Raw genomic sequence first — 25921 nt, forward strand, 5'->3', positions numbered from 1 at the left:
CATGCACTTGATCGAGGTCGAGCGTAAACGCCAACTCCCCGACAACAGTTCCCTCCGCCAGCGGCTCACCGAACGCGGCTACCGCGAGGCCGGACACCTCACCGAGGTCGACGTCTACTACAGTCGCCCGGATGTTGACTACATGAAAACCGTTGAATGCCTTCGTATTCGGAAACGCGACGGGTTTGCCGAAATGACCTATAAACCCCCGTCCAACGCCGCCACGCACAGCGACACCGACGTGATTGCCAAACGCGAAACCAACGTCACCCTCGGTGGCCCTGACCAAGCAGCAGCCGCCAACCAGTTGCTTGCTGCAATCGGCATGGTCGAACTAGTCCGTGTCGAGAAGGCTCGCACCATTTACCGGCACCCCGAACACGACGACATCATCGTCGCCATCGACGCCGTCACCGATGTCGGAACCTTCGTCGAAACCGAGGTCACCGCCGCCGACACGGACGCCGCGACCATCCATCTCGAAGAGGTCGAAACTGAACTCGGCATAACCGATCACCCGGTCGTCGGCCTGCCCTACCGCGATCTGGTCATGGCCGCCGCCCACTGATAACAACCCGCAGAGAGCCTCCCGCATGCGAACCCTCGCCGTGAACGCAGGAACGGCCGACCCCCGGTGTCAGTCCAACAGCCCCTCGGACACCGGGGGTTCTTGCATGTAGCAGTCCGCCGTGCCGGGTGCGGTTTCCCCAATCCTGGAACCCTGCCCCGGAGGTACCTGCCGGGTCGCGTCGCGTGATGTGCGGGGAATCCGATCAGTCCCGCGAAATCTTCTGTGCCGCAGTATTGATGGCTGCTTGTAGAAGAGCGAGAAGGGTTGGGAGCCCCCGGGCGAGGAAGAAAAAGAAGAAAGAAACCGGAAACCCAAGAAAGAGAACTTGCCGAATTTCCCTCTACAGAATCAAGAGCGCGGCAAAGCCGCGCCGCCCAGGTGCACCGTCCTCGCTACGCTGCGGGCGGGCACCCGGGCGCAGAACCACAGGGGACGAGAGTCCCCTATATGTGAGGTTGATACTTCTGGAGACTCGTATGAAGTTCGATTTCAATCGCTGCAATTTGGACAGCTCGTTTGCCATTCATTCTCTAATTCTTCTATCCAAGAAATTTAGTGCACACGCGTGCATCACCGGCCTTCATCTGGGTCGTGGTCTTCTATCGAATCCGCCGTAGTATGCTCCGCCAATTTTTTTTCGAATTGCCGTGGAGATTGATAGATATGTTATCAGAACGCCATACTCCGCTCGAAGATATTGACGGACATAAGACTGTGCTTGGTAGAACAACAAAGGGAGTGTACAACTCGACTGGCGGCAGAGTATATCTGTCTTCAGTCGAAGGCGTCGGTATGGGGTTGCTTGTAGGTGACAAGTCAAAGTATATGTGGATCTGGCCATCATGGGGAGACAGAATGACTGAGACAACGTCTTCGCCGACGAAATCTGATATTCGTCCTGTATTGCGCACTGCATCGACTAGAATGGATCTAAATGCGTTTGGAGACTGATGGCCATGGTTCTTCAGTTGAACTCGCGTATTTGCGAGAACCGTTGAGTCTATGCAGCCTGCCGGTAAAACATGGTGTTCATGCCAGGATAGAAATCGATTGGGTTCAATGAATCCGTAACACTGGCAATTGGAAAACTCTAAGCCGATCATCAGGTGTCGCCATCTTGGTCGAGTAAACTGAAGTCCGGAGCCGACAATAAGTAGTGGGTGCTTACGCGTATCGTGTGATGAGCGCAAGATGGCCGATTTAATCTCCTCAGTGACGCGGTCAATAATTTCGTGCAGATTGAGAGGTGCCGGTGTCGGTCTAGAAACTATGGCGCCGTCGGTCAAATCGGGTATGCGGGTAATGGCCTCAGCGATTACTTGGTCGGTCGGTTTATTCTCTAGGTATGCAATTCCTGTGAATGACAGAATTATCCATGCATCGGAACCAACTGCAATAATCGTCTTGTTGGCCCGCGCGTCCCACTGTTGCGTTTTGCCGTATTTCTGAACCGTGGTCAGACGGTCGCTTGCGTGCAACGCATGGTCCTTTACTACTGCATTGACGAGCAGTGTCATGCGACCACCGTACACAGAGGTATCTCCTCGACATGCGGTCTGCCACTATCCGGGGGCTTGCGCGGAGCCCCGGGTTGCCAATCGGTAACTGAAGTCGAAGAATCACGGCGTGTCGCGATTGGACACGCCAGCTGAAGGTACCGATTTCTCCCAAGGAATTCCCAAGTAAGTCGGGAGACGTCACGCATGATCGAACGTGAATTCGAACATCCGTAGTAGTCAAAGATAGCTATAGCACCAGTTCAGAGCCCAGAACGATGAGCGCTTGATAGCCCAGAGTGGTTCGTGGTAGTCGTTACTTTTCGTAATGAAAAGTTCAGGGGTTCGATTGCCCTTTACCATCGTCAGCCCCGCCGTCCTGTCTCCCGCGCCCGGCGGCATCCCGGCATCTGTGACTCGCCCCCGGCGGTCTTGACCTCTAGGCTTCACCTGTGGAAGCGCACGCAACCCAGGGGTGGTTTTTAGCACTTGTCGGCCTGGTAATTCTGGTGGGGCTGTTGGGGATAATTGTCCCGATACTTCCTGGCGTCATCCTGATTTTCGGTGCCATCGCGGTCTGGGCGTTCGTCGAGGGCGGCGCTACCGCGTGGACCGTTTTCGCCGTCAGCACCGGGTTCCTTGTGCTGTCCGGGATCATCAAATACACCTGGCCCGGCCGGAAGATGAAGGATGCGGGTGTCTCCAACCGGGCGCTTTTCTTCGGGGCGGTTTTGGGCATCGTCGGTTTCTTCGTGATCCCGGTGGTCGGTCTGTTCGTGGGATTTGTTCTCGGCGTTTATCTTTCAGAGTTTCAGCGTTTGCGTGGAAATCAACAGGCTTGGCAGGCAACGGTTCACGCGCTCAAGGGTGTCGGTCTTTCGATGTTGATCGAGTTGTTCGGGGCGCTGCTGGCGACGGGGGTCTGGGTTATCGGTGCGATAGTGGCATAGCCGAATTCATCCCAGCGCTAGGGGCTGCGACACCACGCGAAATCCATTCGCTCTCGGGGGCACCCCTAGCGCACGACCTAGAAGTAGTCTTTCAGCATCTCAGTGGACCATAGAGCTCGGCGAATCTCTCCACGTGGGCCGAACTCCGCAAACCACGGCTTGATGTCCAACACTCCGACACCGACGGGCCCGAGCGAGTGTTCAGCTGGTGGGCTCGCACTCCCATAGCGCCGGATTACCGTTCGTGCCCTTGGGGATCGGGAAGAACGTGTGATGGGTGGTCGGGTCGAGGGCGACCGAATGCGCGCCCTCAGCAAGGTGCTTGGAGCCCAGGACGGTGGTGTGGCCGTCGCCGCGGTCGAAGACGCTGGCCCAGCCGCTTTCGGCGGCGAGGTAGACCCGGTGTGATTGCTGGTCGTAGGCAAGCACGTCGGGTGTCTCACTGACCTTGGTCGGGTCGCCGGTTGTCCGCGCGGTCAGGTCGACAGTGACCATCGTGGCGTTAGCCTCACAGCCGACGAACATCACCTGAACTGCAGAACCAAAATGGGCACCGCCGCCGCGGCCGGTGTACTCGTCCTCGCCGAGAGTCATCGAATACACCTGGCCCGGCCGGAAGATGAAGGATGCGGGTGTCTCCAACTGGGCGCTGATGGCGTCACTGCCCGGCATGCCTTGTCCGCCGCCCGATGGCTGGCGTCGACGTCTCGGGCCTGTTCAGCACGCGTGGTGAAGAAGGCCTGTCGGTCGACCTACGACGTCGCGGGGTTGTCGTGCATGGCGGTGATCAGTAGTCGGAACGGAGCTATGCCGTTCGGGTTGAGCAGGATGTCGACGCCCCGAGGAACGATCTCCGGAAGATTGCTGCCCAACGTAGGAATCCAACGGTCAACGTCCACTGTTCGTTTCTGAATCGCCGCGGTTGCGACGACTACGCACGGTGTACCGTCCGGCGCAGCGCCGATGAGTGGGAGATCGTCTTCGCCGCAGCCGATTTCCACAACCGAGTGGCAGATCATGGCGACGAGTTCGTCGCCGAGTTTCTCCCCGGCAGCGATCAGTCGCAGCATCGCATCGATCGGATCACTCGGCGTGGAGTCGTCCGCGGGCAGGTAGCCCGGATTTGGCTCGAAAGGGCCGATTGTGCCGTCTTCTTCCACTATCCAGCCTCCGGCGATCGCTTCCGGCGGAGGGGTCGCCGAAGGGCCATCGGGGTCCCAGGAGGGGGCGGGCAGCACGAACCAGTCGCCTTGCCGGATGACCGTCTTCGGTATCGGTTGGTCCATCGAGTATTCCTCCGATCAGATTGCGGCTAGAAGTAGTCGTCACTGGCGGTACGGCCTTCCGGCGGTGTGTTGCGGGCCCAAATGGGGATGTCCTGGCCTTGCACCGTGTGTCGTATCCAAGCCGGCTGGGTGCTGTCTATGCCTCCGGGTAGGCTCACGCCCAGTTCTGAAGATCGTAAGAAATTCGGCCAGATGGTTGGTGGTGTGCCGACGGTTCCAGTGGCAGCGAACACATCTTTTTTCACACCGGCCTCGTTGTGTATGTAATTGGCGAACTCCTTACTGGCATAGGTCATGATATGAAAGCCAGCTGCCGCCTCGCATGCAACGAGTGTCAATGCGTTTGCGTCCCGATTCTCCGACAATGCTCGATTGAAATGAATGTTGGCTGCGTTGAGGCGAGCGAAATCGGCGCCCCTGAAGTCCACTGCCCTAGAAGAAAACCTACCGGTCTTGATTCGGACGAGGAAGGCGGATTGATTCGCGTGCACATCCACGTACACTGGGTTCGTACGTGCGCGGGGGGAAGAATGCTGATAGTCAGAACTGATGCGGACCCATGGTGGCTCGCGTAGAGGTGAACGCCGTTTGAAAGACATTCTGGAGGATTCGACATCATCGTCGATGAAATACTCGAAATCGGTGTGTCGATACTTCGCCCTGGACCAGCCTTTACCGGTCGTGGAATCCCCCAATTTGGACGGATACTGGACGCCGATCGGTTTCCCATCATAGTTTCGCAGCAATCTGGACCGGACGTGATCCGCGGTGAAAGCCCATTGATTTCCGCGGTCGTCCCAGCCTAGGAAATGTTCGCCTGCGGGGATATCGCTGTCCTCCAGGACGCGGGTGGCATATCGTCCATCCGCCCTAGTGAGCGCGTCCGCCGCCGCGCGAATCCGGGCGGCACCTTCACGAAAAATCTCACCGACAGCTCGAGCGCCATGTCCGGTAGCTACGGCGATCCGCCGTGTCAGCTGAACGAGCAGCTGACCAGTCTGCATCACCATCGGATCGGCTACTTCTCGGGGGCATCCGCCGCGCCAGCGATTCTGCCGCTCGTCGCGGCGATGCTATGACCGGGTTGGTCGAAGGACTGGGATATGTGCTCGGCCCGGGGCGACGGGGTGTCTCTGGAGGAATTTCCCCAGCTGTCGATGTCCCGCCTGTCCGATCGCCGTGCCGTAATTCTCTCGCTCAGGTGCGGCACACCAGCAACAATAGCAGCAATAATCACGACAACCTCCCGATCTCACGCCGACGGTGTTGCCGACACAAATATGAGAGGCATGGGTCGTCCAAAAGGATTCTCATCCGATGACCGGGCTCGGCGCCGATCAGTATCGTTGGAGCACCGGTGCGCCATGTTTCGAACACTCAATTGATGGCGCAAGGGGTGAGTGTGACCCTGTCGGAGGCGAGTTGATCGGCAACACTGGGTAGAACACCCGAACCAGATCGGCGCCGATCATGTCGTATCGACACCTCGGTGATCCGAACTCGCTCGGCCGCGGCGTGTTTCGGCGACATGGACTGGCACCGAGACGACGGTTGACAAACGGGGGAACCGGCCTGGACCGTGAGCGACGGTGGTAGGAACGTCGTCGGCGGCTTCCGTGATGACAGTGTATTTCCGGGTCGGTTGTCATGTCCTCTTGATGAGTGTTCGGCGACGCAGATAAGTGCGGCGCCCCGGCGGTGAAACCGGACCGGGTTCAACCATGTGGTCGCCGCGTTGTACCGGATTCGGCTTCCCACCCCAAGGGCTTGCGCCGCCCGGACGCATTGCGCGATGTGCCCTTACATGTTCAGTTCCGCAAAATTCTTTGCCCCGATCGGCCTGTTCCGTGAGGCGCAACGCCATTACATCACCTTGCGCGATCACGTATGGCGTTCAGGCATCTTGGGATTCACGCCGGTCCTGGACGGTCAACTCTTGGGAGATTGGATAGATTTCCGCACCGACTGACGGCGTACCTCCCCGACCCCAGTTCTCTCCGCCAGCGGCTCACCGAACTCGGCCACCGCGAGGCCGGACACCACACCGATATTCGTCGAAAACGAGGTCACCGCCGCCGACACGGACGCCGCGACCATCCAACTTGGAGAGGCCGAAGTCGAACTCGGCATCGCCGACTACCTCGTCGTCAGCCTCCCCTACCGTGATCTGGTCATGGCCGCTGCCCGCTGATCACAACCGGGCGGGGGTCGCCCTCATGTCGGCCCTCACTGCCCGACTACTTCCCGGCGAGCTCGGCGACGACCGGAGCGAATCTGTCGGCGAAGTCGGCGCCGAAGACGAAGTAGGAGAAACCGATCTCCTCCCGGCGCCGCTCGATTTCCTCGACGGCGGCCGCCGGATCATCCGGAAGGACGGTCATCGCGTCCGCCGCGCGAAGCGCAGCAGTATCGGTATCGGGGCGCGCCATGTGCGGCGCGACAGTGTCACCGATCACCGGCACGGCGAGCGCGAGCTCGACGTCTGCGACGGCGCGGAACTCGCGTGCCATCCGCTCGACTTCGCCCCGAGGCTGATTCCCCAGCACGAAGGTGACCGTGTCCGCGACCTCGGCCGCCAACGCCCGGGCCTTCGGACCGAAGACAGCCATCGCCACGGGCGTGTGGCAGTCGGGGCCGTCGAGATCTCGCAGCCTCCTGACGGTCTCACGGACCTCGGCCAGCCGCTCGTACGGCGGCGGTACATCGGGCATCCCCTTGTCGCGGAGCTCGTCCTCGATTCCCGGTCTGCCGGTGCCGATGCCCATCTCGAAGCGACCCTCGGTCAGGAGCGACAGCGAATGCGCTTCCCACGCCGTCAACCACGCCGGGCGGAGCGGAGAGGCGTACACCCATGTGCCCACGCGCAGGTTGGTCAAGGCCGCGACGGTGGCCAGCATGGGGCCGGGCGCCGGTTGCATCTGCGGGAAGTCGGGCACCAACACTGTCGAGTAGCCGCTATCGGCGATGCGGCGCACCCGATCTCGCCATGTCGGCACGTCAGTTCTGAGCGGGGCAACGACCCCGAATCGAAACGGTCTCGTCATCTCAGGACTCCTGTCGTTCGGTCTCTCCAGAGGAATCGACGACGGATCCACCCGAAATTCATCGGTACAGCCGAGATCATGAACATACTCCGGCGAACGCCCTGCACTCCGCATGCCGGTCCGTTCGGCAAGGTGATCGGCCAGTTGATCTTCCGGGGCATCGACCTGACAGGTCCGAACCGCACTCGACGCGGCATGCGCGCGTGTTCGTGCGTACTGTCGGCCGCGTGGATCTGCAGCCCGTCGTCGATTCGTCCGAGCCGCTCACGCGCCGGGGCAAGTGGTTCATTTCGACGCAGGGTGTTCGCGGCGAATGCCCACGGGTGGAGGAGCATCGGGCCCGGTGGCTCGAAATCGGCATTCCCGCAACACAGATCGACCGTGTCGTCGAGTTTCAGCGGCGGTGGGGCGGGCTGATCCTGCCGCCATCTCCGGACTACGGGAGGATGACGGTGATCGTGCCGCTCGACCGCCCAGTCAATGCGTCCGCTCAGGTGCGAGCCCGGCCGCCAACCTCGGGGTCGGTCGAAGCCTGCCGAGATCTTGACGCAAGACAGCAGTGTGCGTGGCGATGTCACCGAAGAGGCATTCGAGAGCTGCCCGGCATCGCGCGGTAGCTGCCGCAATCCTCAAGGAGGGGGCCGACCCGATGAATCGGATCGGCCCCGCAACACGACAACGGTGTTACTCGGAATCGTTCTTGCTGTAGTAGACGGTGATCGACGGCCAGTTACCGTCCGCGGTGATCTCGTTGTGCAGGATCAGGTCCGCCACCGTGATGGGGCCGAGGTCTTCGATCGTGGACGCGACGGCGCGGAGCAGGTTCGGCACATCCGCCTGGCCAGGGCCGGCAGGGTTCGCCTGAGAGAAGTGCAGTGCCTTGAAGTCGGTTGACGCCATGAAAGGTCCCCTCTGGTTCGACTCGAACTACTTGCGTCCGCGCTTCTGCTTGTTCCGTTCGCCATCGTACTTTTCGGCCTGCTTGATCTTCTGCATGGCGCGGTTGTAGGCAGCCTGGTCATACGGTCGACCGGCGTTCTTGTTGTCGACGGCTGCCTGCTCCTCGGCCGACAACTGCGCGCCCTGCGGTGCCTTCTGAGGCATCACGATGCCCGCGGGTGCGGCGCCGGCCATCTGCGCTTCGACTACAGATCCGATCGAGAGTGCAGCGAGCACGGTGAAGGCCGCAGCGGCGGACTTTGCGGAGTACTTCAATTTTGTTCCCACCCTTCGAGTTCGTCCGATGTGACACGTGCCCCATCGGAGCGGCGTCTTTAGATCCTCTGCGCCACTACAGGATTAGATGCAGCACCAGGGCGGCCGGTTCCATGCGAGGTTGTGTGGGATCTCACAGTCGAGGTTGCCGCGCTGTTCCACGTGCTGTCCGGCATCATCGAATACACCTGGTCCGGCCTGAAGACGAAGGACACGAGTGTCTCCAACCCAGCCCCTTTCCTCGGGGCGGTCCTCGGCATCGTCGGTTGCTGGGCAGCGCCGACGGCGGAGTGGTCGAGCTACTTATTCTGTTCGGCCTGCAAGGCATGCGTGCGCGCCGGACGGCCTGAGAACCGTTGACCCGACAACGGGTCTTCTCCAGTTCACAAAGAAGCTCCTGCTGCGATGTCCGTTCGTCGGCATAATCGTGCGTTGGAAGCCCCGACGGGTTCGCAGTCGCTTGGTCAATGTTCTTGACAGCCTGGATTTTTCGGGTCTTAGGTCGGGTGTGGGGACCGGGTGACCCGCCCCGTCCTTCAGGGAGTGAAGCCGGCCTCGTGGTCAGCGGCAGCGATCGCGTCGTGAAAGCGCTTGTGGACCCAATGACGCTTGCCCAGGATGTTCATCTGACCCCATCGGCCGGAGACCGGACCGAGCTGGGTGTGGCGCGGCAATGTGTCCAGCAGTTGCTGCGGCATGGCGCCGCCCGACAGCTTGCTGCTCTCCAGCACATATATGGCGTCCTGAGTGACTGCCACACAACGGTATTTGTTCCAGAAGATCGTCAGACCAGTGAGATACGTGATGATGAAGAACGCGAAGCTCGGCGCGGTCTGACAGATGAACACCTGTCGGATTTCACTGCCCCTGGGAAGTAGGGGTGCTGCACGCTCCACCAGGTCCTTCCGCGGTTCGGATTGCGCCGGGCGATCTGGGGTGGGGCCGCTTGTCACTCGCACATTCATACCAGGTTCGCGTGGACCGTTTTCCCGTCAACACCGTGTTCCTTGTGCATCATCGAACACACGTGGCCCGGTAAAAAGATGAAGGACGCGGGTGTCTGTCATCAAGCCCTGTTCCTCGAGGCGATCCTGGGCATCGTCGGTTTCTTCGTTATCCGGGTGGTCGATCTGTCAGTGAGATTCGATCTGGGAGTTGAATTTTCGGAGCTCGAGCTCCAGTGTGGACTCCAGCGTCCATTGCGTCGGCGGTCGCTACTGCGATCTGATCATCTGTCAGAAACTGTTCGGACGCGGTCAGTCCCTCGACGAACGAGTCGAAATCAGGTGCGAGAAAGACGACGCCCGGCCCGTCGGAGTCGATTTCCACGACCGATGGTTCGCCTGTCGGGCCGCAGGCGCGATAGTCCAGCGCGACCCACCAGTGCCCGTCGCCGTGCAGGAGTACGACCGGTGCGGGAAGGTCCCACTCCTGCACCAGGTACGGCGTATCCAGGATCGTGGAGGAGTCGTTCTCGTCGAGGATGCCTTCGAGGTAGTCGAAGCACGCGTAATGCTCCGACCACGATGAACCCTCGACCGGAAAGGCGTCCCAACGGTCGGCGACGTGGCCGCCGTTGCGCACCCGGAGCAGGCGCAGCAGCGCGGCGGGAAGTCGCACACCGAGTTTTTCCTCGGCGTCTGCGATCGCCGCATCGGTCAACGCCACATGGTCGTCGTCGATCGCGTCCCGCCAGAAGGAGGTGAGGACTTCCTCGAACTTCGTCACGGCTGAAATGCTAGGGGCACAATAGATTTCGATAGCTTCCGTAGATGGGAAGTGCTGAATGCGTCAGCTGGGCCATCCGACGATGACGGCGCTATTCGATCGCCGGAAACGGAATGGTGTCCGCCACCGTTTCGAGTTTCGGAAGTTCGTCGCGGCGCAGGGGCAGCGTCGGCTGCTCCGCGCGAAACATGGGGGTGGTCCGGTTCGGATCGGTGGGGATCTCGCGGACCAGGGCAGGAAGCCGGTAGAAGGCGCGGGCGTTGTCTTCGAGGACCTTGACCATGTCGGTGCCGACGACATCGCAGATCAGGTCCACATCCGAGTCCTTGAACGGGCGACCTGCGCGAGTGCCGGGCAGGTCGGAGCCGAACATGAGGGCTTCGGGGTTCACCGTGTGAATGCGGCGCAATGTGTCGGCGACGTTCGAGACGACGCGGCCGAAGCCCGTTGCCTTCACACGGGCGCCGCGGTCGACCAGGTCGAGCAGGTAGGGCAGGCCCTCGTCGGACATGCCGAGATGGTCGATGGACAAGGCGGGAAGTTTGGAGATGACGGGCTGTAGCGAGCCGAGCATCTGGCCGTCGATGTAGACCTCGACATGCCAGCCGACCAACTCGTGGGCGCGTAGTGCCTGCAGGGTCATGCCGGTGATGTCGGCGGCGGCGCGTTTGAGGTTGAAGCGCAGCGCGCGCACGCCGATCTTGTCCAGTTCGATGATCTCGTCGTCGGTGGCGTCGAGATCCAGGCGCGTCACCCCGACCCAGCCCTCGCCCAATTCGGCGAGCGCCGCCTTGAGATAGGTCTGATCGTTGCCTTGGAAAGAGCCGCTGACCACGGCACCACCGCCGATATCGAAGCGCGACATGCGCTTTCGATAGTCGGCGATGGTGAACGGGTCGGGCAGGTAACCCTCGTTCTCGGCCAGCGGGAACCGCGGGTCGAAGATATGGACATGGGCATCGAACACTTGTACAGAATGCCTCAGTGTCGGAGTTTTCGCTGCCGCAGACGTGACAGTAGTTCCACTCCTCGCACAGACGAATCCGGCGCGATCACACCGAGCGGGTTTCAGACCTTGTGCGGCTCGCTGGCACGCAGCATGTCTTCCCGCTCGACCACCTTGACGCGCTCGCGACCTTCCGGCTCGCCCAGGGCACGCTCGTGCGCATCCAGGCGGTACCAGCCCTGCCACGTGGTGAAGGGGATGCCCTTGCTCTCCAGGAAGGCGGTCACCGCGTCCAGCTCCGGCTGGGCGGCCGGGGTGAAGTTCGCGCTGTCGTCGAGCAGGCAGGCGACGGTTTCGTTGGCGTCACCCTTGGTGTGGCCGATGAGGCCGACGGGGCCACGCTTGATCCAGCCGGTGACGTAGGTGGCGGGCAGGTAGCGGTCGGCGCCGTCCGCGTTCTCGTCACCGATCACGCGGCCGGCCTCGTTGGGCACGGTGCCCGCCTGATCGTCGAAGGGCAGGTTGGTGAGGTTCTGCGACAGGTAACCGACAGCCCGGTACACAGCCTGGACGTCCCATTCCCGGTACACGCCGGTGCCCTTGACGTTGCCGGTGCCATCGAGCTGGGTTCGCTCGGTGCGCAAGCCGACGACCTGGCCGTTCTCGCCGATGATCTCCGAAGGGGACTCGAAGAAGTGCAGGAACAGCTTGTGCGGGCGGTTGCCCGCGTCGCGGATGGCCCACTGCTCGAGGGTGTTGGCGATCATGTCGACCTGCTTGGAGTGCCTGCGCGCGGCCTCGGAGCCCTCGTCGTAGTCGATGTCTTCCGGATCGACGATGACCTCGATGGTCGGGGAGTGGTCCAGCTCACGCAGTTCCAGCGGGGTGAACTTCGCCTGCGCGGGCCCGCGGCGGCCGAACACGTGGACCTCGACCGCCTTGTTGGCCTTGAGGCCCTGGTAGACGTTCGGCGGGATCTCGGTGGGCAGTAGTTCGTCGCCGGTCTTGGCGAGCACCCGCGCCACGTCGAGCGCGACATTGCCGACACCGAGGACGGCGACCTTCTCGGCCTCCAGCGGCCAGGTGCGCGGCACATCGGGGTGCCCGTCGTACCAGGACACGAAGTCCGCCGCGCCGTAGCTGCCGTCGAGACCGATACCGGGGATATCCAGGGCGCGGTCGGCGTTGGCGCCGGTGGAGAAGATGACCGCGTCATAGAAGGTGCGCAGGTCGTCGAGGGTGATGTCGGTGCCGTAGTCGATGTTGCCGAGCAGGCGCACCTGCGGCTTGTCGAGCACCTTGTGCAGGGCGGTGATGATGCCCTTGATGCGCGGATGGTCGGGCGCGACGCCGTAGCGGATCAGCCCGAACGGAGCAGGCATGCGCTCGAACAAGTCGATCGACACTTCCGCGTCGGACTTCATCAATGCGTCGGCGGCGTAGATGCCGGCCGGCCCTGCGCCCACGATCGCGATGCGGAGCGGGCGGGTCGCTGCACTCTGTTCGGTCATCTCTTACGCGCACCCTTAAGGTCGAAAACAATTAATGGCGTCGGTCTTAGCCTAGGCTAACTCGACGCGCCGCTGTGGTTGCACCTGATGTGCGGACACTGGTGCCGACTCGCAGTCATATCAGCTATGACAGCAGGCCGCAGTCTCGCGATTCTATCGGTGGTCCAAGGGGCGGCCCGCGCCGGTGCGGTGACCGGCCTGCGGCCACTACGGCCCGCCTCTCGTTGCATACCCACGGTGTGCCCAGGGGTAACCGTTGTGTGCGCGGATCCTCGGCGGCGTGTCGTCCGAGTTCGGGGGCGCGCGCTCGATAACCCCGCCGACCAGGGATCATCGTGGCCATGACCGATCAGCAAGGCACCGACGGCGACGCCGTAATCGAGGTCGACCAGACCGACTCCCGCACCCCGTGGCCGTTCATCGCGGCGGCAGGGGTGGCGGCCATCGTGGTCGTCGGGATCGTGCTCGGCGGGCTGCTGTCACCGGCTGAGAAAAATGTCACAGAGGCAGATCGCATCGCGGCGGCGGTCCGCAACTACGCCAACGCTCGTGGCCACAGCGACGTCACGCCGCCGCCGGCTGTGGCGTGCGACGGATTCGACGAGCGCAAGTCGTCGCTGGCCACCCAACTCGGCGGCCTCGAAACCGGAAAGTCCGTCGAGATAACAAAAATCGAGAATCCGATGGTCGACGGTGACCGGGCGAAGGCGACGGTCACCACCGAGGTCGACGGCAAGGCGGCCACGGCGACCTGGAATCTGACGCGATCGGGCGACGGCTGGCTCATCTGTGGGTGACCATCCCACGTCGTGAACTGGGGTTTGACAGGGTGACCCCCGCCCAGGCAATCTCAGAACCAGGTCATGAGAACCAGCGTCAAGCCCCGGCTTGCTGGTCGGCAACCCTCCTCCGCGGCGGGGTGCTCCGGGTGACGACCTGGCCGCGCACCCGAACCCAGGTGCGGCAAGAGCGGATTCACAGGAGGTCCACATGAGTTATGCCGGTGACATCACCCCGCAGCAGGCGTGGGAATTACTGCGGGACAACCCCGAAGCCGTCCTGGTGGACGTGCGGACCGAAGCCGAATGGCGCTTCGTCGGAGTTCCCGACACCACATCGATCGAGCGCCCGACGGTGCTGATCGAGTGGGTCGACGGCACCGGTACTCGCAATGGGGCGTTCGTCGAGCAGCTGACCCAGGCGCTCGACGGCCGTAACCCGGAGGCCCCCGTCGTGTTCCTGTGTCGCTCCGGGCAGCGTTCCGCGCATGCCGCGAACACCGCGACCGGGCTCGGGATCGGACCGTCCTACAACGTGCTGGACGGCTTCGAGGGCGGCCTCGACGCGACCGGTCATCGTGGCGGCTCCGGTTGGCGCGCCATCGGCCTCCCATGGCGGCAATCGTGATCACCGGCGGCTCCTTCGACAAGCCGCTGCCCGATGGCGTCGGTCCGGCGACCCTCGGCGTGCGCGGTGGCTTGCGGCGCTCCGGTTTCGAGGAGACGGCCGAAGCGCTGTACCTGACCTCCGGCTTCGTCTACGAGAGCGCGGAGGCCGCCGAGGCCGCGTTCACCGGCGATGTCGAACATTTCGTCTACTCCCGCTACGGCAACCCGACGGTCGCCATGTTCGAGGAACGGCTGCGGCTGATGGACGGGGGCGAAGCCTGCTTCGCCACGGCGAGCGGTATGTCCGCCGTCTTCACCGCGCTCGGCGCGCTGCTCGGCGCGGGTGATCGACTGGTGGCCGCGCGCAGCCTGTTCGGCTCCTGCTTCGTGGTGTGCAACGAGATTCTGCCGCGCTGGGGAATCGAAACCGTCTTCGTCGACGGTGACGACCTCGACCAGTGGGAGCAGGCACTGTCGGTACCCACCCAGGCGGTGTTCTTCGAGACACCGGCCAATCCGATGCAGACGCTGGTGGACGTGCGCCGGGTCACCGAACTCGCCCATGCCGCGGGCGCGAAGGTGGTGCTGGACAACGTCTTCGCCACGCCGCTGCTGCAGCGTGGCTTCGAACTCGGCGCCGACGTCCTGGTGTATTCCGGCACCAAGCACATCGACGGCCAGGGCCGGGTGCTCGGCGGCGCGATTCTCGGTGCACAGGACTACATCGACGGCCCGGTGAAGAATCTGATGCGCCACACCGGTCCCGCATTGAGCCCGTTCAATGCGTGGACCCTGCTCAAGGGCTTGGAGACGATGCCGCTGCGGGTGCGTCATTCCACTGAATCCGCGCTGCGCATCGCCCAATTCCTCGAGGGCAACAAGTCCGTCGGCTGGGTGAAATACCCCTTCCTGGAATCACATCCGCAGCACGAGCTGGCCGTGAGCCAGATGAGCGGCGGCGGCACGGTGGTCACCTTCGAGCTGAACGCGCCTGCGGATGAAGGCAAGAAGCGTGCCTTCGAGGTGCTCAACCGCTTGCGCATCGTCGACATCTCCAACAATCTCGGTGACTCCAAGACCCTCATCACCCACCCGGCCACCACCACCCATCGCGCCATGGGCCCGGAAGGTCGCGCGACCATCGGTCTCACCGACGGCGTCGTCCGCATTTCGGTCGGCCTGGAAGACGTCGAGGACCTCCTCGACGACCTGGACCACGCCCTCGGCTAGAGCAACTCGCCGCCGGTCGGGACATTGTCGCGGCGGCCGCCGAGAAGCGAGCGGTGATGTCCCGTTCGGTGACCTGCGGCGCCGCCGCGTGCCTACCCTGGACGTATGCGGATCTCGGTGGCAGCGGACGAGCGTGTGGGAGTGGCGAGGGAACTGATCGAGGAGCTGCATCGGCGCGGGTTGGAGACGCTCGCACACGGGGCGCTCTCCGAGGTGGAGCGCGACGACTGGGCCTGGGCCAGTGCGGCGGCGGCGCGTGATGTCGCCGAGGGGCGAGCCGAGCAGGGCATCGTCTGCTGCTGGACCGGAACCGGTGCGTCTATTGCCGCGAACAAGGTGGCCGGTATCCGGGCCGCGCTCTGTGGCGATGCCGCCACCGCGGCCGGTGCGCGCAAGTGGAACGACGCGAATGTCCTCGCGCTGAGCCTGCGCACGACCTCGAGTGCCCTGCTGACAGAGATCCTCGATGCCTGGTTCATGACGGAGCCGAGCGCGGACTCCGACGACCGAGCCAATATCGCGCACCTCTCGAAGCTCGAGCGCGCCCGCTGAGTAAATCTGACCGGCCCGTTCCTTCGCCGATCCGCAGGTCGCGCCCCCTTTGCCCGTGCTGTCGAGCGCCTGAACCCGGGGTGTGCCCGGTGATAGGGGCGGGCGTAGTCGAATGGTCGCTCTGCCTCGCAACCACCCGCCATCTCGCTAACGACGATGAGCTCCCGAGTCCAAATAACGCGTCGGTTGAGCTGTGTTTCAGATCGGCCTCGCTTGCGGTGTTGACAGTATCCTGTCAAATATGACAGGATACTGTCATGACCACGCAGACAGTTCACCTGGCCGTTTTCGACACTCTCGCCGACTGGGAGGTCGGTGCTGCCACTGCGCACATCAACAAGCACACCTGGCATAAAGAGCCCGGAAAGTTCCGGGTCGAGACGGTCGGGTTGAGCACGGATCCGATCACCACGATGGGTGGGATGCGGATCGTGCCGGATGTGGCGATCGCCGATCTCACCCCAGCTGACAGCGCGATGTTGATCCTGCCCGGCGCGGATACTTGGGTTACGGGCGAACTTGCCCCGTTCGCTCGCCTGGCCAGAGTGTTCCTCGAGGCGGGTGTCCCGGTCGCCGGCATCTGCGGCGCCACCTTCGGGCTGGCGCAGGAGGGGCTGCTCGACAATCGCGCGCATACGAGCAATGTCGCGGAATTCCTTGCCTACAGCGGCTATTCGGGCGGCGACCGCTACATGAACGAGCCTGCGGTGACCGACGGTGATCTGATCACTGCGAGCGGGACCGCGCCCTTCGAATTCGCCCGCGAGGTACTGGGCAGGCTTGGTGTATACGAGCCGCACGTGCTCGACGGCTGGTACCGGCTCTACGCGCACAGCGATCCGGCAGGCTATGCCGTCCTCGCCGAATACGAGGCGCAGACGGCGGGAGCCTCCCACTGAGGGACAATCCACGGCGATCCGATCGAACGGTCGGATCGCCGACGATCCCTACCGAGGAGGTGGCATGCCAGGCGTCGAAAGCCTTGCGGCACAGGAGGACTGCTCGGCATGAGTGACACGCCCGAGCAGGAGCTCTTCAGCATCGCCGCCATCACCTCGTTCCGGCTCAACGGCCAATTCCTCACGATCGCGGAGGAACTCGCCCAGCCCGCCGGCATTACCGCGGCCTGGTGGCAAGTGCTCGGAGCAGTGCTGCGCGAACCGCTTCCGGTGGCGGGCATCGCCAGGGCGATGGGCATTACCCGCCAGAGCGTGCAGCGTATCGCGGACCTGTTGGTGGACAAGGGACTCGCCGAATACCACCCGAACCCCGCCCACCGCCGCGCGAAACTGGTCGCGATCACCGAAGCGGGCCGAGGTGCCATCGAACGCATCAACCCGCAACATGCCGTCGTCGCCCAGCGCCTCGCGACCGAACTCGGCCCCGACCGGCTCGCCCTGGCCGTGGATGTGTTGACCGAACTGTCAGCGGCGCTGGACACGATTGCCGACGAGTAGACCTGATCGCCCGTCCTGTGCACGCACCTCGATGGGTGGTGCGGCCGCATGGGACACCGTCTGGACGGCGGCGCCCTTCGCGTTCGGCGAAGCGCACTCGGCTTCGGCGTCGATATCGGGTTCATCTGCGATCACCATGAGATCGAGCGCGGTCTGAACTGAGGTCCCCCCGCACGTGCGGCGGGGGAAGTCGCGGGCAAGGCGGCCGGACGTGCGATCAACGGAAACCGGTTGTCTCGCCCGGCAATGCCATCCCTACCTATGCGCGAATTCGAGCCCTACGCATCGCATAGACCGTCACGACGGATGCGGTGCCCGCTCAGCGGGCACCGCCACACCACCGAATCGGTCCACGCCCTCGGCCCTGGCGCTCAGTCGCCGTCCACGCCGGTGCTCGGGGTTGCGGTCGAATCGTCCAGGCGTACACGCACCGTGACCCGCCCGCGCTCGTCACGATGCGCGAGCGCGTGACCACGCCGGTCGCCGCCCTCGAGGTGCAGCGTGATCGGGCCGCCTTCATCGGTGAAGTTGCGCCACCAACTCTTTCGATCGGGGAGGGCAACCCCGATGACGACCGAATCGCCGGAACGGCGGTAGTTCACGGGCGTGCTGAAGGTTTTGCCCGAACGGCGGCCCACGTAACTGATCTCGACGAAGCTCTTGCGCATGAGCGACCCCACCACGGGTGCATTCGTCAAGGTCAGCATCACCGCGTTGAAACCGTTCACGAAAGATTTCGCATTCACCGAATGCCTCCTGGTACAGCCTGGATAGCGGTCGAGCTCACTGTACCGACCAACCATGACACCGGCAGGTGGCGGCGGTCGGTGTATTCCGGCAGGACCAAGTCGCGGCCGAATTCAGCTGAGCCCCAGCACTTTTCAGCGGCAATTCGCGCCTGGCGGGCTGTCGGATCGGATTGATCTACTCGGCTCGTCGAACATTGTCGGTACGCGCTCCACGTGTCGTGGTTCGGCAACGGGAGGACCGAGTGCCACGGACAGTCATCACTGTTCGGTCTTGGGCCGAGCGCGGCGGCTTCTTCGAAAGCTGAAGGACCGCAACGTGTCTGTTGTGGGCGGAACAGATAACACTGAACGCATCGCACTCGCGATCGCCGCCGTCGTTGGCGAAGGTGACCTTGCGGGATCCACGAAGAATATTGCTGCGCAGCGCGTCTGATCCAGCGACGGTCGTTCCGAGTGGTCAGTCGGTGAACGGTGTCCTGGTGCGGCCGACGAGGTCCGCGACCGAATCGACGACCAGGGTCGGGCGGTAGGGGAATTGCTCTACCGAGGCGCGGGTGGAGATACCGGTGGTGACGAGGACAGTGCGCATGCCCGCCTCGAGGCCGGAGATGACGTCGGTATCCATGCGGTCGCCGATCATCACGGTGGACTGGGAGTGTGCGCCGATGCGCCGCAGGGCCGACCGCATCATCAGCGAATTCGGCTTGCCGACGTAGTAGGGGTCGCGGCCCGTCGCGCGGGTGATCAGGGCGGCGACCGAACCGGTGGCAGGCAGCAGGCCGTCGCGGGAGGGGCCGGTCGGGTCCGGGTTGGTGGCGATGAACCGGGCGCCGCGGTCGACAAGGCGGATGGCGGTGGTGATCGCCTCGAAGGAGTACGTGCGGGTCTCGCCGAGCACGACATAGTCGGGATCGCTGTCGGTCAGCACGTAGCCGATCTCGTGCAGCGCCGTGGTGAGCCCGGATTCGCCGACGACATAGGCGGTTCCGTTCGGGCGCTGGTCGTTGAGGAAAGTGGCGGTGGCGAGGGCGGAGGTCCAGATGGCCTCCTCCGGGATGTCCAATCCGGTGTGGCGCAGCCGGGCTTGGAGGTCACGCGGGGTACGGATCGAGTTGTTGGTGAGCACCAGGAACGGGATCTCGTTGGACCGCAGCTCTGCCAGGAACTTGTCCGCGCCCGGGATCATGTGGTCCTCGTGCACCAGCACGCCGTCCATATCGGTGAGATAGGACAGGATGGGCTCGTCAATGGCGGTCACCGGTCAATTGTCCACCATGGCGCGGCCGGACGAACTTCGTTGCCTGCTCTCGCTGGGTTGGGGGAAGGCGGAGCAGCTGTTTGCGTCGGGGTTGTGGGAAGGCGGAGCAGCCAGCTGTTCCAGGTAATCGCGGGCAGGGGTCGACTCGGTGCGACCCTGCACACATCAGGGGTGGTGGCTGACTATGGTCGAGGACGGCCGTCTGAAACGCGGAGGACTGTCGTGCGGCGTCGCGCCGCGACGCGGATTATCGCGACACGATGAAGCGTTGATACGGCCGAAACGGGGTGCGGGAACGCCCGCACACGAACCGTGGCAGCTAAGCGACAGGAGTGGCGCACATGGGTGAGCTCAAGCTCGGGTACAAGGCATCGGCAGAGCAGTTCGGACCTCGGGAGTTGGTCGAGATCGCGGTGCTCGCCGAGGAACACGGGCTCGACAGTGCCACCGTGAGCGACCACTTCCAGCCGTGGCGGCACAAGGGCGGGCACGCGCCGTTCTCGCTGGCCTGGATGGCCGCGGTCGGCGAACGCACCCAGCGCATCCAGCTCGGCACCTCGGTGCTCACCCCGACCTTCCGCTACAACCCCGCGGTGATCGCGCAGGCCTTCGCCACCATGGGCTGTCTGTATCCGGACCGGATCATGCTCGGCGTCGGCTCCGGTGAGGCACTCAACGAGATCGCCACCGGGTTCACCGGCGAATGGCCGGAATTCAAGGAGCGTTTCGCCCGCCTGCGCGAATCGGTCGACCTGATGCGCGCACTGTGGACCGGTGAGCGCACCGACTTCGACGGTCAGTACTACCGCACCGTCGGCGCCTCGATCTATGACGTCCCCAAGGGCGGTATCCCCGTCTACATCGCTGCGGGTGGCCCATTGGTGGCCCGGTACGCGGGTCGCGCCGGTGACGGTTTCATCTGCACCTCCGGTAAGGGCATGGATCTGTACACCGAGAAGCTGATGCCCGCCGTCGCCGAGGGTGCCGCGAAGGCAGGGCGCACCGTCGAGGACATCGACCGGATGATCGAAATCAAGATCTCCTACGACACCGATCCCGAACTGGCCCTGGAGAACACCCGCTTCTGGGCCCCGCTGTCGCTGACCCCTGAGCAGAAGCACAGCATTACCGACCCGATCGAAATGGAGGCCGCCGCCGACGCCCTCCCCATCGACCAGATCGCCAAGCGCTGGATCGTCGCGAGCGACCCCGACCAGGCCGTCGACCTCATCAAGCCCTACCTGGACGCGGGCCTCAACCACCTGGTCTTTCACGCACCCGGCCACGACCAGCGCCGCTTCCTCGACCTCTTCCAGCGCGACCTGGCCCCCCGCCTGCGCGCGCTCGGCTGACAATCGAACATGGCCACGCGGCACTCGAGACAGTCACCGTGGCCATGTCTCGTCGCCCGCACGGTTGTGTGTATTAGCGGTCCCCAGCTCTGGTGGGCGAATTGTGTTGTGTTGAAAGCTGTTCCAGGGAATGATCCGGTCATGTGATGAACAGACGAATCAATGGAGCTATCCTCTTGGCCGCGTCCGCTGCGGCTGTGGCGTTTGCCCCCGTGACCGCGGGTGCCGCGACACCATTCAACGCGCCTGAGGTCACCTTCGCGGGCACCGGAACCGGGACAGTGACGGCGACGCTGCACAATACGAACGACCGGGGTCAGTGCTGGGCGGAGGCCGGAGTCGGCCCCGAGAACAACCACGTATTCTTCGGCGGCTCCCGCCCGGAGTCGCTGGCCAACCCCGGCCAGACGATCAAGACATCGTTGGAAGGTCTCGAGCCCGGGACGACGATCACGGCCCGGGGTGGCTGCGTGAACGGCGCGGAGTTCGAATTGTCGGAGACGGTCACTGTCACCGTTCCCGCCGCCAAGCCCGCAACCGGTAGCTTCGGCGGCTAGCGGAATTCGAGGCGTGGTGGCGGCAATCGCATGGACCGCCACCACACCGCCAAGTATTTCGAGGGACTGCGCCCGGCGAAAGACCTATGGGCGGGGCGCGTCTCAGGCGCGGTGGAGGGCGAAGATGCGCAGGTCGCGGGTGGTGCGGGAGCGGTAGGTGTCGTAGGCGCCGGTGATTTCGACGAAGCGGGCGAAGACGGCGTCTTTATCCTCGGCGGCCACCAGGGTGGCCTCGACCGGTATGCGTTCACCCGCGATGGCGACAGTGGCCCGCGGGTTCGCCAGCAGATTGGCGGTCCAGGCCGGGTGCTTGGCCTGGCCGAAGTTGCTGCCGATCACGTACAACGTGTCGCCGTCGTGCACATAGAGCAGCGGCTGGGTGCGCGGCTCACCGGACTTGCGGCCGATGCTTGTCAGCAGGATGACGGGGGCACCGATCGGGCCGAGCACGGTGTACTTGGCGTCGGTGCGCTCGAGCAGTGCCCGATCCAGCGGCGTGATCTTTCGGATGAACCACGAACCAGGCTTGGTTGCCGCGAACTTATTCGCCGCGCGGGAAAGAACATTGGTGCGCGAACCCCATTGCCGGTCCGGGAACTGCTCAGCCATGTCCGGACTATAGGTGACGCCTTCGCCTTCGCTCGTCCGGGCACGTCCAGGGACAGGCTTCGTCCGGCTGCCGTCGATCAGGTGACGTTCTCGCCTTCGCGCGTCGGGGTAACGCTTGGGTGCGGGCTTCGTCCGCCTGCGCCGGACAGGTGACGTCCTCGCGTGCGCTCGGCTGGGGACGTGCTTCGTCCGGCCGCCGTCGATCAGGTGACGCATTCGCCTCCCGCTCGCTCGGGTACAGCTGGGACGGACTTCGTCCGGCTGTGGCGATCAGAGTTCGTCGCGCTCGAACACGAGTCCGAGGACGGAGCTCGCGATTTCAACCGTGATCACGGTCTCGCCACCCGGTTGTGGTTGCCATCTGTTTACTAAGCTTCGGGCATGGCCGAATCTGCTCCATCCGCTGTGTACATCGCGTCTCCGGAGGGTGACACCGGAAAATCGACGGTGGCGCTCGGGATGCTCCAGATGCTGTGCGCGACCACCGCTCGGGTCGGGGTGTTCCGGCCGATCACCCGCTCTAGCACCGAGCCGGATTACATTCTCGAACTGCTGCTCGAACACAGCACAGCCGATATCGACTACGCGCAGGCCACCGGCGTCACCTACGACCAGGTGCACGCCGATCCCGATGCCGCGATCAGCGAGATCGTGATGCGCTTCCACGAGGTCGCCAAGGTGTGCGATGCGGTGGTGATCGTCGGCAGCGACTACACCGACGTGGCCAGCCCCAGCGAGCTGCGTTTCAACGCCAGGATCGCGGTGAACCTCGGCGCTCCGGTACTGCTGGTGGTGCGCGGCTGCGGCCGCACGCCGGAGGAGGTCCGGCATCTGGCCGAGCTGTGCGCGAGCGAACTGGCCCTCGAGCACGCGCAGCTGGTCGCGATCATCGCCAACCGCTGCGATCCGGATCGGCTCGACGAAGTGCGCTCGGCCTTGCAGGGCTTCGATGTGCCGTCCTGGACGCTGCCGGAAGTGCCGTTGCTGATCGCGCCCACCATGGCCGAGCTGTGCACCGCCATCGACGGCGAGATGTACAGCGGCGACCAAGAATTGCTGCAGCGCGAGGCGCTGACGGTCATGGTCGGCGGCATGACGGCCGAACACATTCTGGAGCGGCTGGTCGACGGCGTCGTGGTCATCGCGCCGGGCGACCGCTCCGACGTGCTGCTCAGTGTGGTGAATGCCCATGAGGCGGAAGGCTTTCCGTCGTTGTCGGGCATCATCATGAACGGCGGCATGCGTCCGCATCCCGCGGTCGCGCGCCTGATGACCGGTCTCAAGCCGAAGCTGCCGATCCTCACCACCGAGCTCGGCACCTACGACACGGCCAGCGCCGCCTACCGCACCCGCGGCCGGATGTCGGCGGGCAGCCCGAGCAAAGTCGACACCGCCCTCGCGCTGATGGAACAGCGGGTCGACGACACGGAGTTGTTGCGGCGCATCGACGTTCCGCCCAGCTCGGTGGTGACTCCGCAGATGTTCGAGTATCAGCTCATCGAGCGGGCGCGTGCGGATCGCAAGCGCATCGTGCTGCCCGAGGGTGACGACGACCGCATTCTGCGTGCCGCGGGTCGGGTGCTGCAGCGCAAGATCGCCGACCTGATCATTCTCGGTGACGAAGGGGCCATCCGGGCCCGGGCCGCCGAACTGGGTGTCGACATCGCCGCCGCGCAGGTGCTCGATCCCGCCACCTCGGGATATCTGGACGATTTCGCCGCGGAGTACGTGAAGCTGCGCGCACACAAGGGTATGACTGTCGAGCGCGCCCGCGAAACCATGACCGACATCTCGTATTTCGGCACCATGATGGTCCACAAGGGCATTGCCGATGGCATGGTGTCCGGTGCCGCGCACACCACGGCGCACACCATCCGGCCGTCGTTCGAGATCATCAAGACCACGCCCGGCGTCGCCACCGTGTCCAGCGTGTTCCTGATGTGCCTCGCCGACCGGGTGCTCGCCTACGGCGACTGCGCGGTGGTCCCCGATCCGACCTCGGAGCAGCTTGCCGATATCGCGATCTCCTCGGCGGGCACCGCGGCCAGGTTCGGCATCGCGCCACGGGTGGCCATGCTGTCCTACTCGACCGGCGAATCGGGCAGCGGCGCCGATGTGGACAAGGTGCGGGTCGCGACCAAGCTGGTCCGCGAGCGTGCGCCCGAACTGCTGGTGGAGGGCCCGATTCAATACGACGCGGCGATCGAGCCGACCGTCGCCACCACCAAGCTGCCCGATTCCGAGGTGGCGGGCCGCGCAACGGTATTCGTGTTTCCCGACCTCAATACCGGCAACAACACCTACAAGGCGGTGCAGCGCAGTGCGGGCGCGATCGCCATCGGCCCCGTGCTGCAGGGGCTGCGCAAGCCGGTCAACGATCTGTCCCGCGGCGCTTTGGTCGCCGACATTGTCAACACCGTGGCGATCACCGCAATTCAGGCGCACGGAGAGTGACGGGGTGTCCTGCGGCACAGGGGCAATGTGGAACATTCGCGTCGTAATCGTGGTTGCTGGGGGTGTGCGAGAGCACCGCAGGACCCCGGAGGCGATGTGAACTCTCCCGGGACACAGGAGGCGTCATGAGCAGCGAACGTGCCGATGGTCTGGTGCTGGTGATCAATTCCGGCTCATCGTCGATCAAATACCAGCTGCTGGACCCGGAGTCGAGCTCGGTCGCGGCTTCGGGCCTGGTCGATCGAATCGGCGAGGCGAACGCCGGGATCGAGCATCGTGCCGAGGGGATAACCATCCAGCGGCATGAGCCGGTCGCCGATCACACCGCCGGACTGCGACTGGTCTTCGAGATGTTCGCCGAGACCGGACGCGATCTGGCGAGCGAGGGTGTGCATGCGGTCGGGCATCGAGTGGTACACGGCGGCGAGGTGTTCTACCGCCCGACGCTGATCGATGATGCGGTGGTGGCCGCGATTTCGACGTTGTCTTCGCTTGCGCCGCTGCATAATCCGGCCAACGTGGCGGGTATCGAAAGTGCCAGGAAGCTACTGCCGGGGGTGCCGCAGGTCGCGGTGTTCGACACCGCGTTCTTCCACGGCCTGCCCGATGCCGCGAAGACTTACGCGATCGATGCGAAAGTCGCTGCCGCGCAGGGTATTCGGAAATACGGCTTTCATGGCACTTCGCATGAATACGTTTCGGGGCGGGTCGCGGAGCTGCTCGGCCGCGATCCCGCCGACCTGAATCAGATTGTTTTCCACCTGGGTAACGGCGCTTCGGCCTCGGCGATCAAGGGCGGCCATCCGGTCGACACCACGATGGGTCTGACCCCGCTGGAAGGCTTGGTGATGGGCACCAGGTCCGGTGATCTCGACCCGGGCATCGTGCCGCACCTCATGCGCTCGGCAGATCTGACTATCGACCAGGTCGAGGAGCTCCTGAACCGGAACTCGGGCCTCAAGGGGCTCTCGGGCGTCAATGACTTCCGTGAGCTGCAACGGCTCATCGATCAGGGTGACGCCGCCGCGAAGCTCGCCTACGACGTATACATCCACCGACTGCGCCGCTACCTCGGCGCGTACTTGGTGCAGCTGGGTCACCTCGACGCCATCACCTTCACCGCCGGTGTCGGGGAGAACAGCCCACAGGTCCGTGCCGACGCCCTTGCCGAGCTCTCCCGCTTCGGCATCGCGGTCGATCCCGCGCTCAACACGGCGAAAGACCGTACCGCCCGGCATATTTCGGCATCAGGAGCCGAGGTGGCCGTGCTGGTCGTGCCGACCAATGAGGAATTGGCGATCGCTCGCGCGGCGCGGCGCGTGGTGGCCGCCGAACAGGTCTAGAAACCTTCACGAATTCCTCATGGTCGATACGCCAGTATCGGTATCGGATCAGTTCGTCGGCCCACCGAGATCCCGGGTGAACCGATCCGCGTGCTCTCGGGTCAGCGATGCCCTCGCCCCTCCCGAATTGCTCGCTCCGGCTGCCCCCGGAGCGTGCCGACTGCACGTGGATCCCGGAGTTTCGGTGGGCCGACTCTTCCGACAGATCCGACCCGGCCGGTCTTC

Annotated in this window: 27 protein-coding genes and 1 riboswitch; of the genes, 14 read left to right on the forward strand and 13 right to left on the reverse strand. The window is 63.9% G+C overall.

Features of this window, described 5'->3' with window-relative positions; all coding sequences use genetic code 11:
* Position 1 precedes the first annotated feature (1 nt).
* Positions 2 to 568 carry a class IV adenylate cyclase gene (gene cyaB, locus AB0M74_RS15395; RefSeq protein ID WP_364906990.1) on the forward strand — a complete coding sequence of 189 codons (567 nt, stop codon included), beginning with the start codon at positions 2 to 4 and terminating at the stop codon, positions 566 to 568.
* A 1951-nt stretch (positions 569 to 2519) separates the two neighbouring features.
* Positions 2520 to 3017 (forward strand): DUF456 domain-containing protein, encoded by a 498-nt coding sequence (locus AB0M74_RS15400; protein WP_364906993.1) that lies wholly within the window; start codon positions 2520 to 2522, stop codon positions 3015 to 3017.
* 201 nt (positions 3018 to 3218) lie between these two features.
* On the opposite strand, the gene AB0M74_RS15405 is transcribed toward AB0M74_RS15400, so the two are convergent.
* From AB0M74_RS15405 to AB0M74_RS15415, 3 genes are all read right to left on the reverse strand, one after another.
* Positions 3219 to 3689 (reverse strand): hypothetical protein, encoded by a 471-nt coding sequence (locus AB0M74_RS15405; RefSeq protein WP_364906996.1) that lies wholly within the window; start codon positions 3687 to 3689, stop codon positions 3219 to 3221.
* An 80-nt stretch (positions 3690 to 3769) separates the two neighbouring features.
* On the reverse strand, positions 3770 to 4303 hold the full coding sequence (locus AB0M74_RS15410) for a type VII secretion system-associated protein (protein WP_364906999.1): 534 nt from the start codon (positions 4301 to 4303) through the stop codon (positions 3770 to 3772).
* Between the two features lie 26 nt (positions 4304 to 4329).
* On the reverse strand, positions 4330 to 5313 hold the full coding sequence (locus AB0M74_RS15415; RefSeq protein WP_364907002.1) for a hypothetical protein: 984 nt from the start codon (positions 5311 to 5313) through the stop codon (positions 4330 to 4332).
* 794 nt (positions 5314 to 6107) lie between these two features.
* Between AB0M74_RS15415 and AB0M74_RS15420 the strand changes: the two genes are divergently transcribed.
* A complete protein-coding gene (locus AB0M74_RS15420; RefSeq protein ID WP_364907005.1) occupies positions 6108 to 6272 on the forward strand; it encodes a hypothetical protein in 165 nt (54 codons plus the stop codon).
* A gap of 268 nt (positions 6273 to 6540) precedes the next feature.
* On the opposite strand, the gene AB0M74_RS15425 is transcribed toward AB0M74_RS15420, so the two are convergent.
* The 3 genes from AB0M74_RS15425 to AB0M74_RS15435 form a co-directional block, all read right to left on the reverse strand.
* Positions 6541 to 7347: an LLM class flavin-dependent oxidoreductase gene (locus AB0M74_RS15425; RefSeq protein WP_364907008.1), complete on the reverse strand. Its 807-nt coding sequence runs from the start codon at positions 7345 to 7347 to the stop codon at positions 6541 to 6543.
* 684 nt (positions 7348 to 8031) lie between these two features.
* Positions 8032 to 8247, reverse strand: coding sequence for a hypothetical protein (locus AB0M74_RS15430; RefSeq protein ID WP_364907011.1), 216 nt, complete (start codon positions 8245 to 8247; stop codon positions 8032 to 8034).
* Between the two features lie 27 nt (positions 8248 to 8274).
* Positions 8275 to 8562: a hypothetical protein gene (locus AB0M74_RS15435; protein ID WP_364907014.1), complete on the reverse strand. Its 288-nt coding sequence runs from the start codon at positions 8560 to 8562 to the stop codon at positions 8275 to 8277.
* Between the two features lie 123 nt (positions 8563 to 8685).
* Here AB0M74_RS15435 and AB0M74_RS15440 point away from each other — a divergent pair, with 123 nt between their 5' ends.
* A complete protein-coding gene (locus AB0M74_RS15440) occupies positions 8686 to 8922 on the forward strand; it encodes a hypothetical protein (protein ID WP_364907017.1) in 237 nt (78 codons plus the stop codon).
* A 176-nt stretch (positions 8923 to 9098) separates the two neighbouring features.
* On the opposite strand, the gene AB0M74_RS15445 is transcribed toward AB0M74_RS15440, so the two are convergent.
* The 4 genes from AB0M74_RS15445 to AB0M74_RS15460 all read right to left on the reverse strand — a co-directional run bounded on the left by AB0M74_RS15445 (position 9099) and on the right by AB0M74_RS15460 (position 12747).
* Positions 9099 to 9458 (reverse strand): hypothetical protein, encoded by a 360-nt coding sequence (locus AB0M74_RS15445; RefSeq protein ID WP_364907020.1) that lies wholly within the window; start codon positions 9456 to 9458, stop codon positions 9099 to 9101.
* Between the two features lie 217 nt (positions 9459 to 9675).
* Complete coding sequence (locus tag AB0M74_RS15450; protein ID WP_364907023.1) at positions 9676 to 10290, reverse strand: SMI1/KNR4 family protein; 615 nt, start codon at positions 10288 to 10290, stop codon at positions 9676 to 9678.
* A gap of 91 nt (positions 10291 to 10381) precedes the next feature.
* Entirely contained in the window at positions 10382 to 11257 is an 876-nt protein-coding gene (locus AB0M74_RS15455; RefSeq protein ID WP_364907026.1) for an amidohydrolase family protein, read from the reverse strand.
* Positions 11258 to 11358: 101 nt separating this feature from the next.
* Positions 11359 to 12747 (reverse strand): FAD-dependent oxidoreductase, encoded by a 1389-nt coding sequence (locus tag AB0M74_RS15460; protein ID WP_364907028.1) that lies wholly within the window; start codon positions 12745 to 12747, stop codon positions 11359 to 11361.
* A gap of 341 nt (positions 12748 to 13088) precedes the next feature.
* On the opposite strand from AB0M74_RS15460, the gene AB0M74_RS15465 reads away from it, so the two are divergent.
* The 6 genes from AB0M74_RS15465 to AB0M74_RS15490 all read left to right on the forward strand — a co-directional run bounded on the left by AB0M74_RS15465 (position 13089) and on the right by AB0M74_RS15490 (position 17374).
* Positions 13089 to 13544, forward strand: a complete 456-nt coding sequence (locus AB0M74_RS15465) for a hypothetical protein (protein WP_364907031.1) — start codon at positions 13089 to 13091, stop codon at positions 13542 to 13544.
* A gap of 62 nt (positions 13545 to 13606) precedes the next feature.
* Positions 13607 to 13723: riboswitch (SAM riboswitch) on the forward strand.
* A gap of 14 nt (positions 13724 to 13737) precedes the next feature.
* The gene (locus AB0M74_RS15470; RefSeq protein ID WP_364907033.1) at positions 13738 to 14154 is read left to right on the forward strand and encodes a rhodanese-like domain-containing protein; all 417 of its coding nucleotides are present in this window, start codon (positions 13738 to 13740) and stop codon (positions 14152 to 14154) included.
* Entirely contained in the window at positions 14139 to 15365 is a 1227-nt protein-coding gene (locus tag AB0M74_RS15475; RefSeq protein ID WP_364907036.1) for an O-succinylhomoserine sulfhydrylase, read from the forward strand. Before AB0M74_RS15470 ends, AB0M74_RS15475 begins: the two co-directional genes overlap by 16 nt.
* A gap of 105 nt (positions 15366 to 15470) precedes the next feature.
* On the forward strand, positions 15471 to 15917 hold the full coding sequence (locus AB0M74_RS15480; RefSeq protein ID WP_364907039.1) for an RpiB/LacA/LacB family sugar-phosphate isomerase: 447 nt from the start codon (positions 15471 to 15473) through the stop codon (positions 15915 to 15917).
* A gap of 257 nt (positions 15918 to 16174) precedes the next feature.
* The gene (locus AB0M74_RS15485) at positions 16175 to 16816 is read left to right on the forward strand and encodes a type 1 glutamine amidotransferase family protein (protein WP_364907041.1); all 642 of its coding nucleotides are present in this window, start codon (positions 16175 to 16177) and stop codon (positions 16814 to 16816) included.
* A 108-nt stretch (positions 16817 to 16924) separates the two neighbouring features.
* Positions 16925 to 17374 carry a MarR family transcriptional regulator gene (locus AB0M74_RS15490; protein ID WP_364907044.1) on the forward strand — a complete coding sequence of 150 codons (450 nt, stop codon included), beginning with the start codon at positions 16925 to 16927 and terminating at the stop codon, positions 17372 to 17374.
* Positions 17375 to 17745: 371 nt separating this feature from the next.
* Here the strand turns inward: AB0M74_RS15490 and AB0M74_RS15495 are convergent, their stop codons facing one another.
* Together AB0M74_RS15495 and AB0M74_RS15500 are read right to left on the reverse strand one after the other, a co-directional pair.
* On the reverse strand, positions 17746 to 18081 hold the full coding sequence (locus tag AB0M74_RS15495) for a hypothetical protein (RefSeq protein ID WP_364907157.1): 336 nt from the start codon (positions 18079 to 18081) through the stop codon (positions 17746 to 17748).
* Between the two features lie 499 nt (positions 18082 to 18580).
* Positions 18581 to 19381, reverse strand: a complete 801-nt coding sequence (locus AB0M74_RS15500) for an HAD-IIA family hydrolase (protein ID WP_364907047.1) — start codon at positions 19379 to 19381, stop codon at positions 18581 to 18583.
* A gap of 341 nt (positions 19382 to 19722) precedes the next feature.
* Here AB0M74_RS15500 and fgd point away from each other — a divergent pair, with 341 nt between their 5' ends.
* Positions 19723 to 20733, forward strand: coding sequence for a glucose-6-phosphate dehydrogenase (coenzyme-F420) (gene fgd / locus AB0M74_RS15505; RefSeq protein ID WP_364907049.1), 1011 nt, complete (start codon positions 19723 to 19725; stop codon positions 20731 to 20733).
* Between the two features lie 146 nt (positions 20734 to 20879).
* On the forward strand, positions 20880 to 21290 hold the full coding sequence (locus AB0M74_RS15510; RefSeq protein ID WP_364907052.1) for a hypothetical protein: 411 nt from the start codon (positions 20880 to 20882) through the stop codon (positions 21288 to 21290).
* Between the two features lie 102 nt (positions 21291 to 21392).
* Here the strand turns inward: AB0M74_RS15510 and AB0M74_RS15515 are convergent, their stop codons facing one another.
* Entirely contained in the window at positions 21393 to 21899 is a 507-nt protein-coding gene (locus AB0M74_RS15515) for a nitroreductase family deazaflavin-dependent oxidoreductase (protein ID WP_364907055.1), read from the reverse strand.
* Between the two features lie 381 nt (positions 21900 to 22280).
* Here AB0M74_RS15515 and pta point away from each other — a divergent pair, with 381 nt between their 5' ends.
* Complete coding sequence (gene pta / locus AB0M74_RS15520) at positions 22281 to 24353, forward strand: phosphate acetyltransferase (protein ID WP_364907058.1); 2073 nt, start codon at positions 22281 to 22283, stop codon at positions 24351 to 24353.
* A 125-nt stretch (positions 24354 to 24478) separates the two neighbouring features.
* Positions 24479 to 25696 (forward strand): acetate kinase, encoded by a 1218-nt coding sequence (locus AB0M74_RS15525; RefSeq protein ID WP_364907061.1) that lies wholly within the window; start codon positions 24479 to 24481, stop codon positions 25694 to 25696.
* Positions 25697 to 25921: the final 225 nt, after the last annotated feature.

Source organism: Nocardia sp. NPDC051463 (assembly GCF_040681975.1).
In the GTDB taxonomy this organism is placed as follows: domain Bacteria; phylum Actinomycetota; class Actinomycetes; order Mycobacteriales; family Mycobacteriaceae; genus Nocardia.

What these genes read in the sequence shown, in the direction of transcription:
- cyaB (WP_364906990.1), top strand. Translation starts at nt 2, where the DNA reads ATGCACTTGATCGAGGTCGAGCGTAAACGCCAACTCCCCGACAACAGT.
- AB0M74_RS15405 (WP_364906996.1), bottom strand. Translation starts at nt 3,689, where the DNA reads ATGCCGGGCAGTGACGCCATCAGCGCCCAGTTGGAGACACCCGCATCC.
- AB0M74_RS15410 (WP_364906999.1), bottom strand. Translation starts at nt 4,303, where the DNA reads ATGGACCAACCGATACCGAAGACGGTCATCCGGCAAGGCGACTGGTTC.
- AB0M74_RS15415 (WP_364907002.1), bottom strand. Translation starts at nt 5,313, where the DNA reads ATGGTGATGCAGACTGGTCAGCTGCTCGTTCAGCTGACACGGCGGATC.
- AB0M74_RS15420 (WP_364907005.1), top strand. Translation starts at nt 6,108, where the DNA reads ATGTTCAGTTCCGCAAAATTCTTTGCCCCGATCGGCCTGTTCCGTGAG.
- AB0M74_RS15425 (WP_364907008.1), bottom strand. Translation starts at nt 7,347, where the DNA reads ATGACGAGACCGTTTCGATTCGGGGTCGTTGCCCCGCTCAGAACTGAC.
- AB0M74_RS15430 (WP_364907011.1), bottom strand. Translation starts at nt 8,247, where the DNA reads ATGGCGTCAACCGACTTCAAGGCACTGCACTTCTCTCAGGCGAACCCT.
- AB0M74_RS15460 (WP_364907028.1), bottom strand. Translation starts at nt 12,747, where the DNA reads ATGACCGAACAGAGTGCAGCGACCCGCCCGCTCCGCATCGCGATCGTG.
- AB0M74_RS15465 (WP_364907031.1), top strand. Translation starts at nt 13,089, where the DNA reads ATGACCGATCAGCAAGGCACCGACGGCGACGCCGTAATCGAGGTCGAC.
- AB0M74_RS15470 (WP_364907033.1), top strand. Translation starts at nt 13,738, where the DNA reads ATGAGTTATGCCGGTGACATCACCCCGCAGCAGGCGTGGGAATTACTG.
- AB0M74_RS15475 (WP_364907036.1), top strand. Translation starts at nt 14,139, where the DNA reads ATGGCGGCAATCGTGATCACCGGCGGCTCCTTCGACAAGCCGCTGCCC.
- AB0M74_RS15480 (WP_364907039.1), top strand. Translation starts at nt 15,471, where the DNA reads ATGCGGATCTCGGTGGCAGCGGACGAGCGTGTGGGAGTGGCGAGGGAA.
- AB0M74_RS15485 (WP_364907041.1), top strand. Translation starts at nt 16,175, where the DNA reads ATGACCACGCAGACAGTTCACCTGGCCGTTTTCGACACTCTCGCCGAC.
- AB0M74_RS15490 (WP_364907044.1), top strand. Translation starts at nt 16,925, where the DNA reads ATGAGTGACACGCCCGAGCAGGAGCTCTTCAGCATCGCCGCCATCACC.
- AB0M74_RS15495 (WP_364907157.1), bottom strand. Translation starts at nt 18,081, where the DNA reads ATGCTGACCTTGACGAATGCACCCGTGGTGGGGTCGCTCATGCGCAAG.
- fgd (WP_364907049.1), top strand. Translation starts at nt 19,723, where the DNA reads ATGGGTGAGCTCAAGCTCGGGTACAAGGCATCGGCAGAGCAGTTCGGA.
- AB0M74_RS15510 (WP_364907052.1), top strand. Translation starts at nt 20,880, where the DNA reads ATGAACAGACGAATCAATGGAGCTATCCTCTTGGCCGCGTCCGCTGCG.
- AB0M74_RS15515 (WP_364907055.1), bottom strand. Translation starts at nt 21,899, where the DNA reads ATGGCTGAGCAGTTCCCGGACCGGCAATGGGGTTCGCGCACCAATGTT.
- pta (WP_364907058.1), top strand. Translation starts at nt 22,281, where the DNA reads ATGGCCGAATCTGCTCCATCCGCTGTGTACATCGCGTCTCCGGAGGGT.
- AB0M74_RS15525 (WP_364907061.1), top strand. Translation starts at nt 24,479, where the DNA reads ATGAGCAGCGAACGTGCCGATGGTCTGGTGCTGGTGATCAATTCCGGC.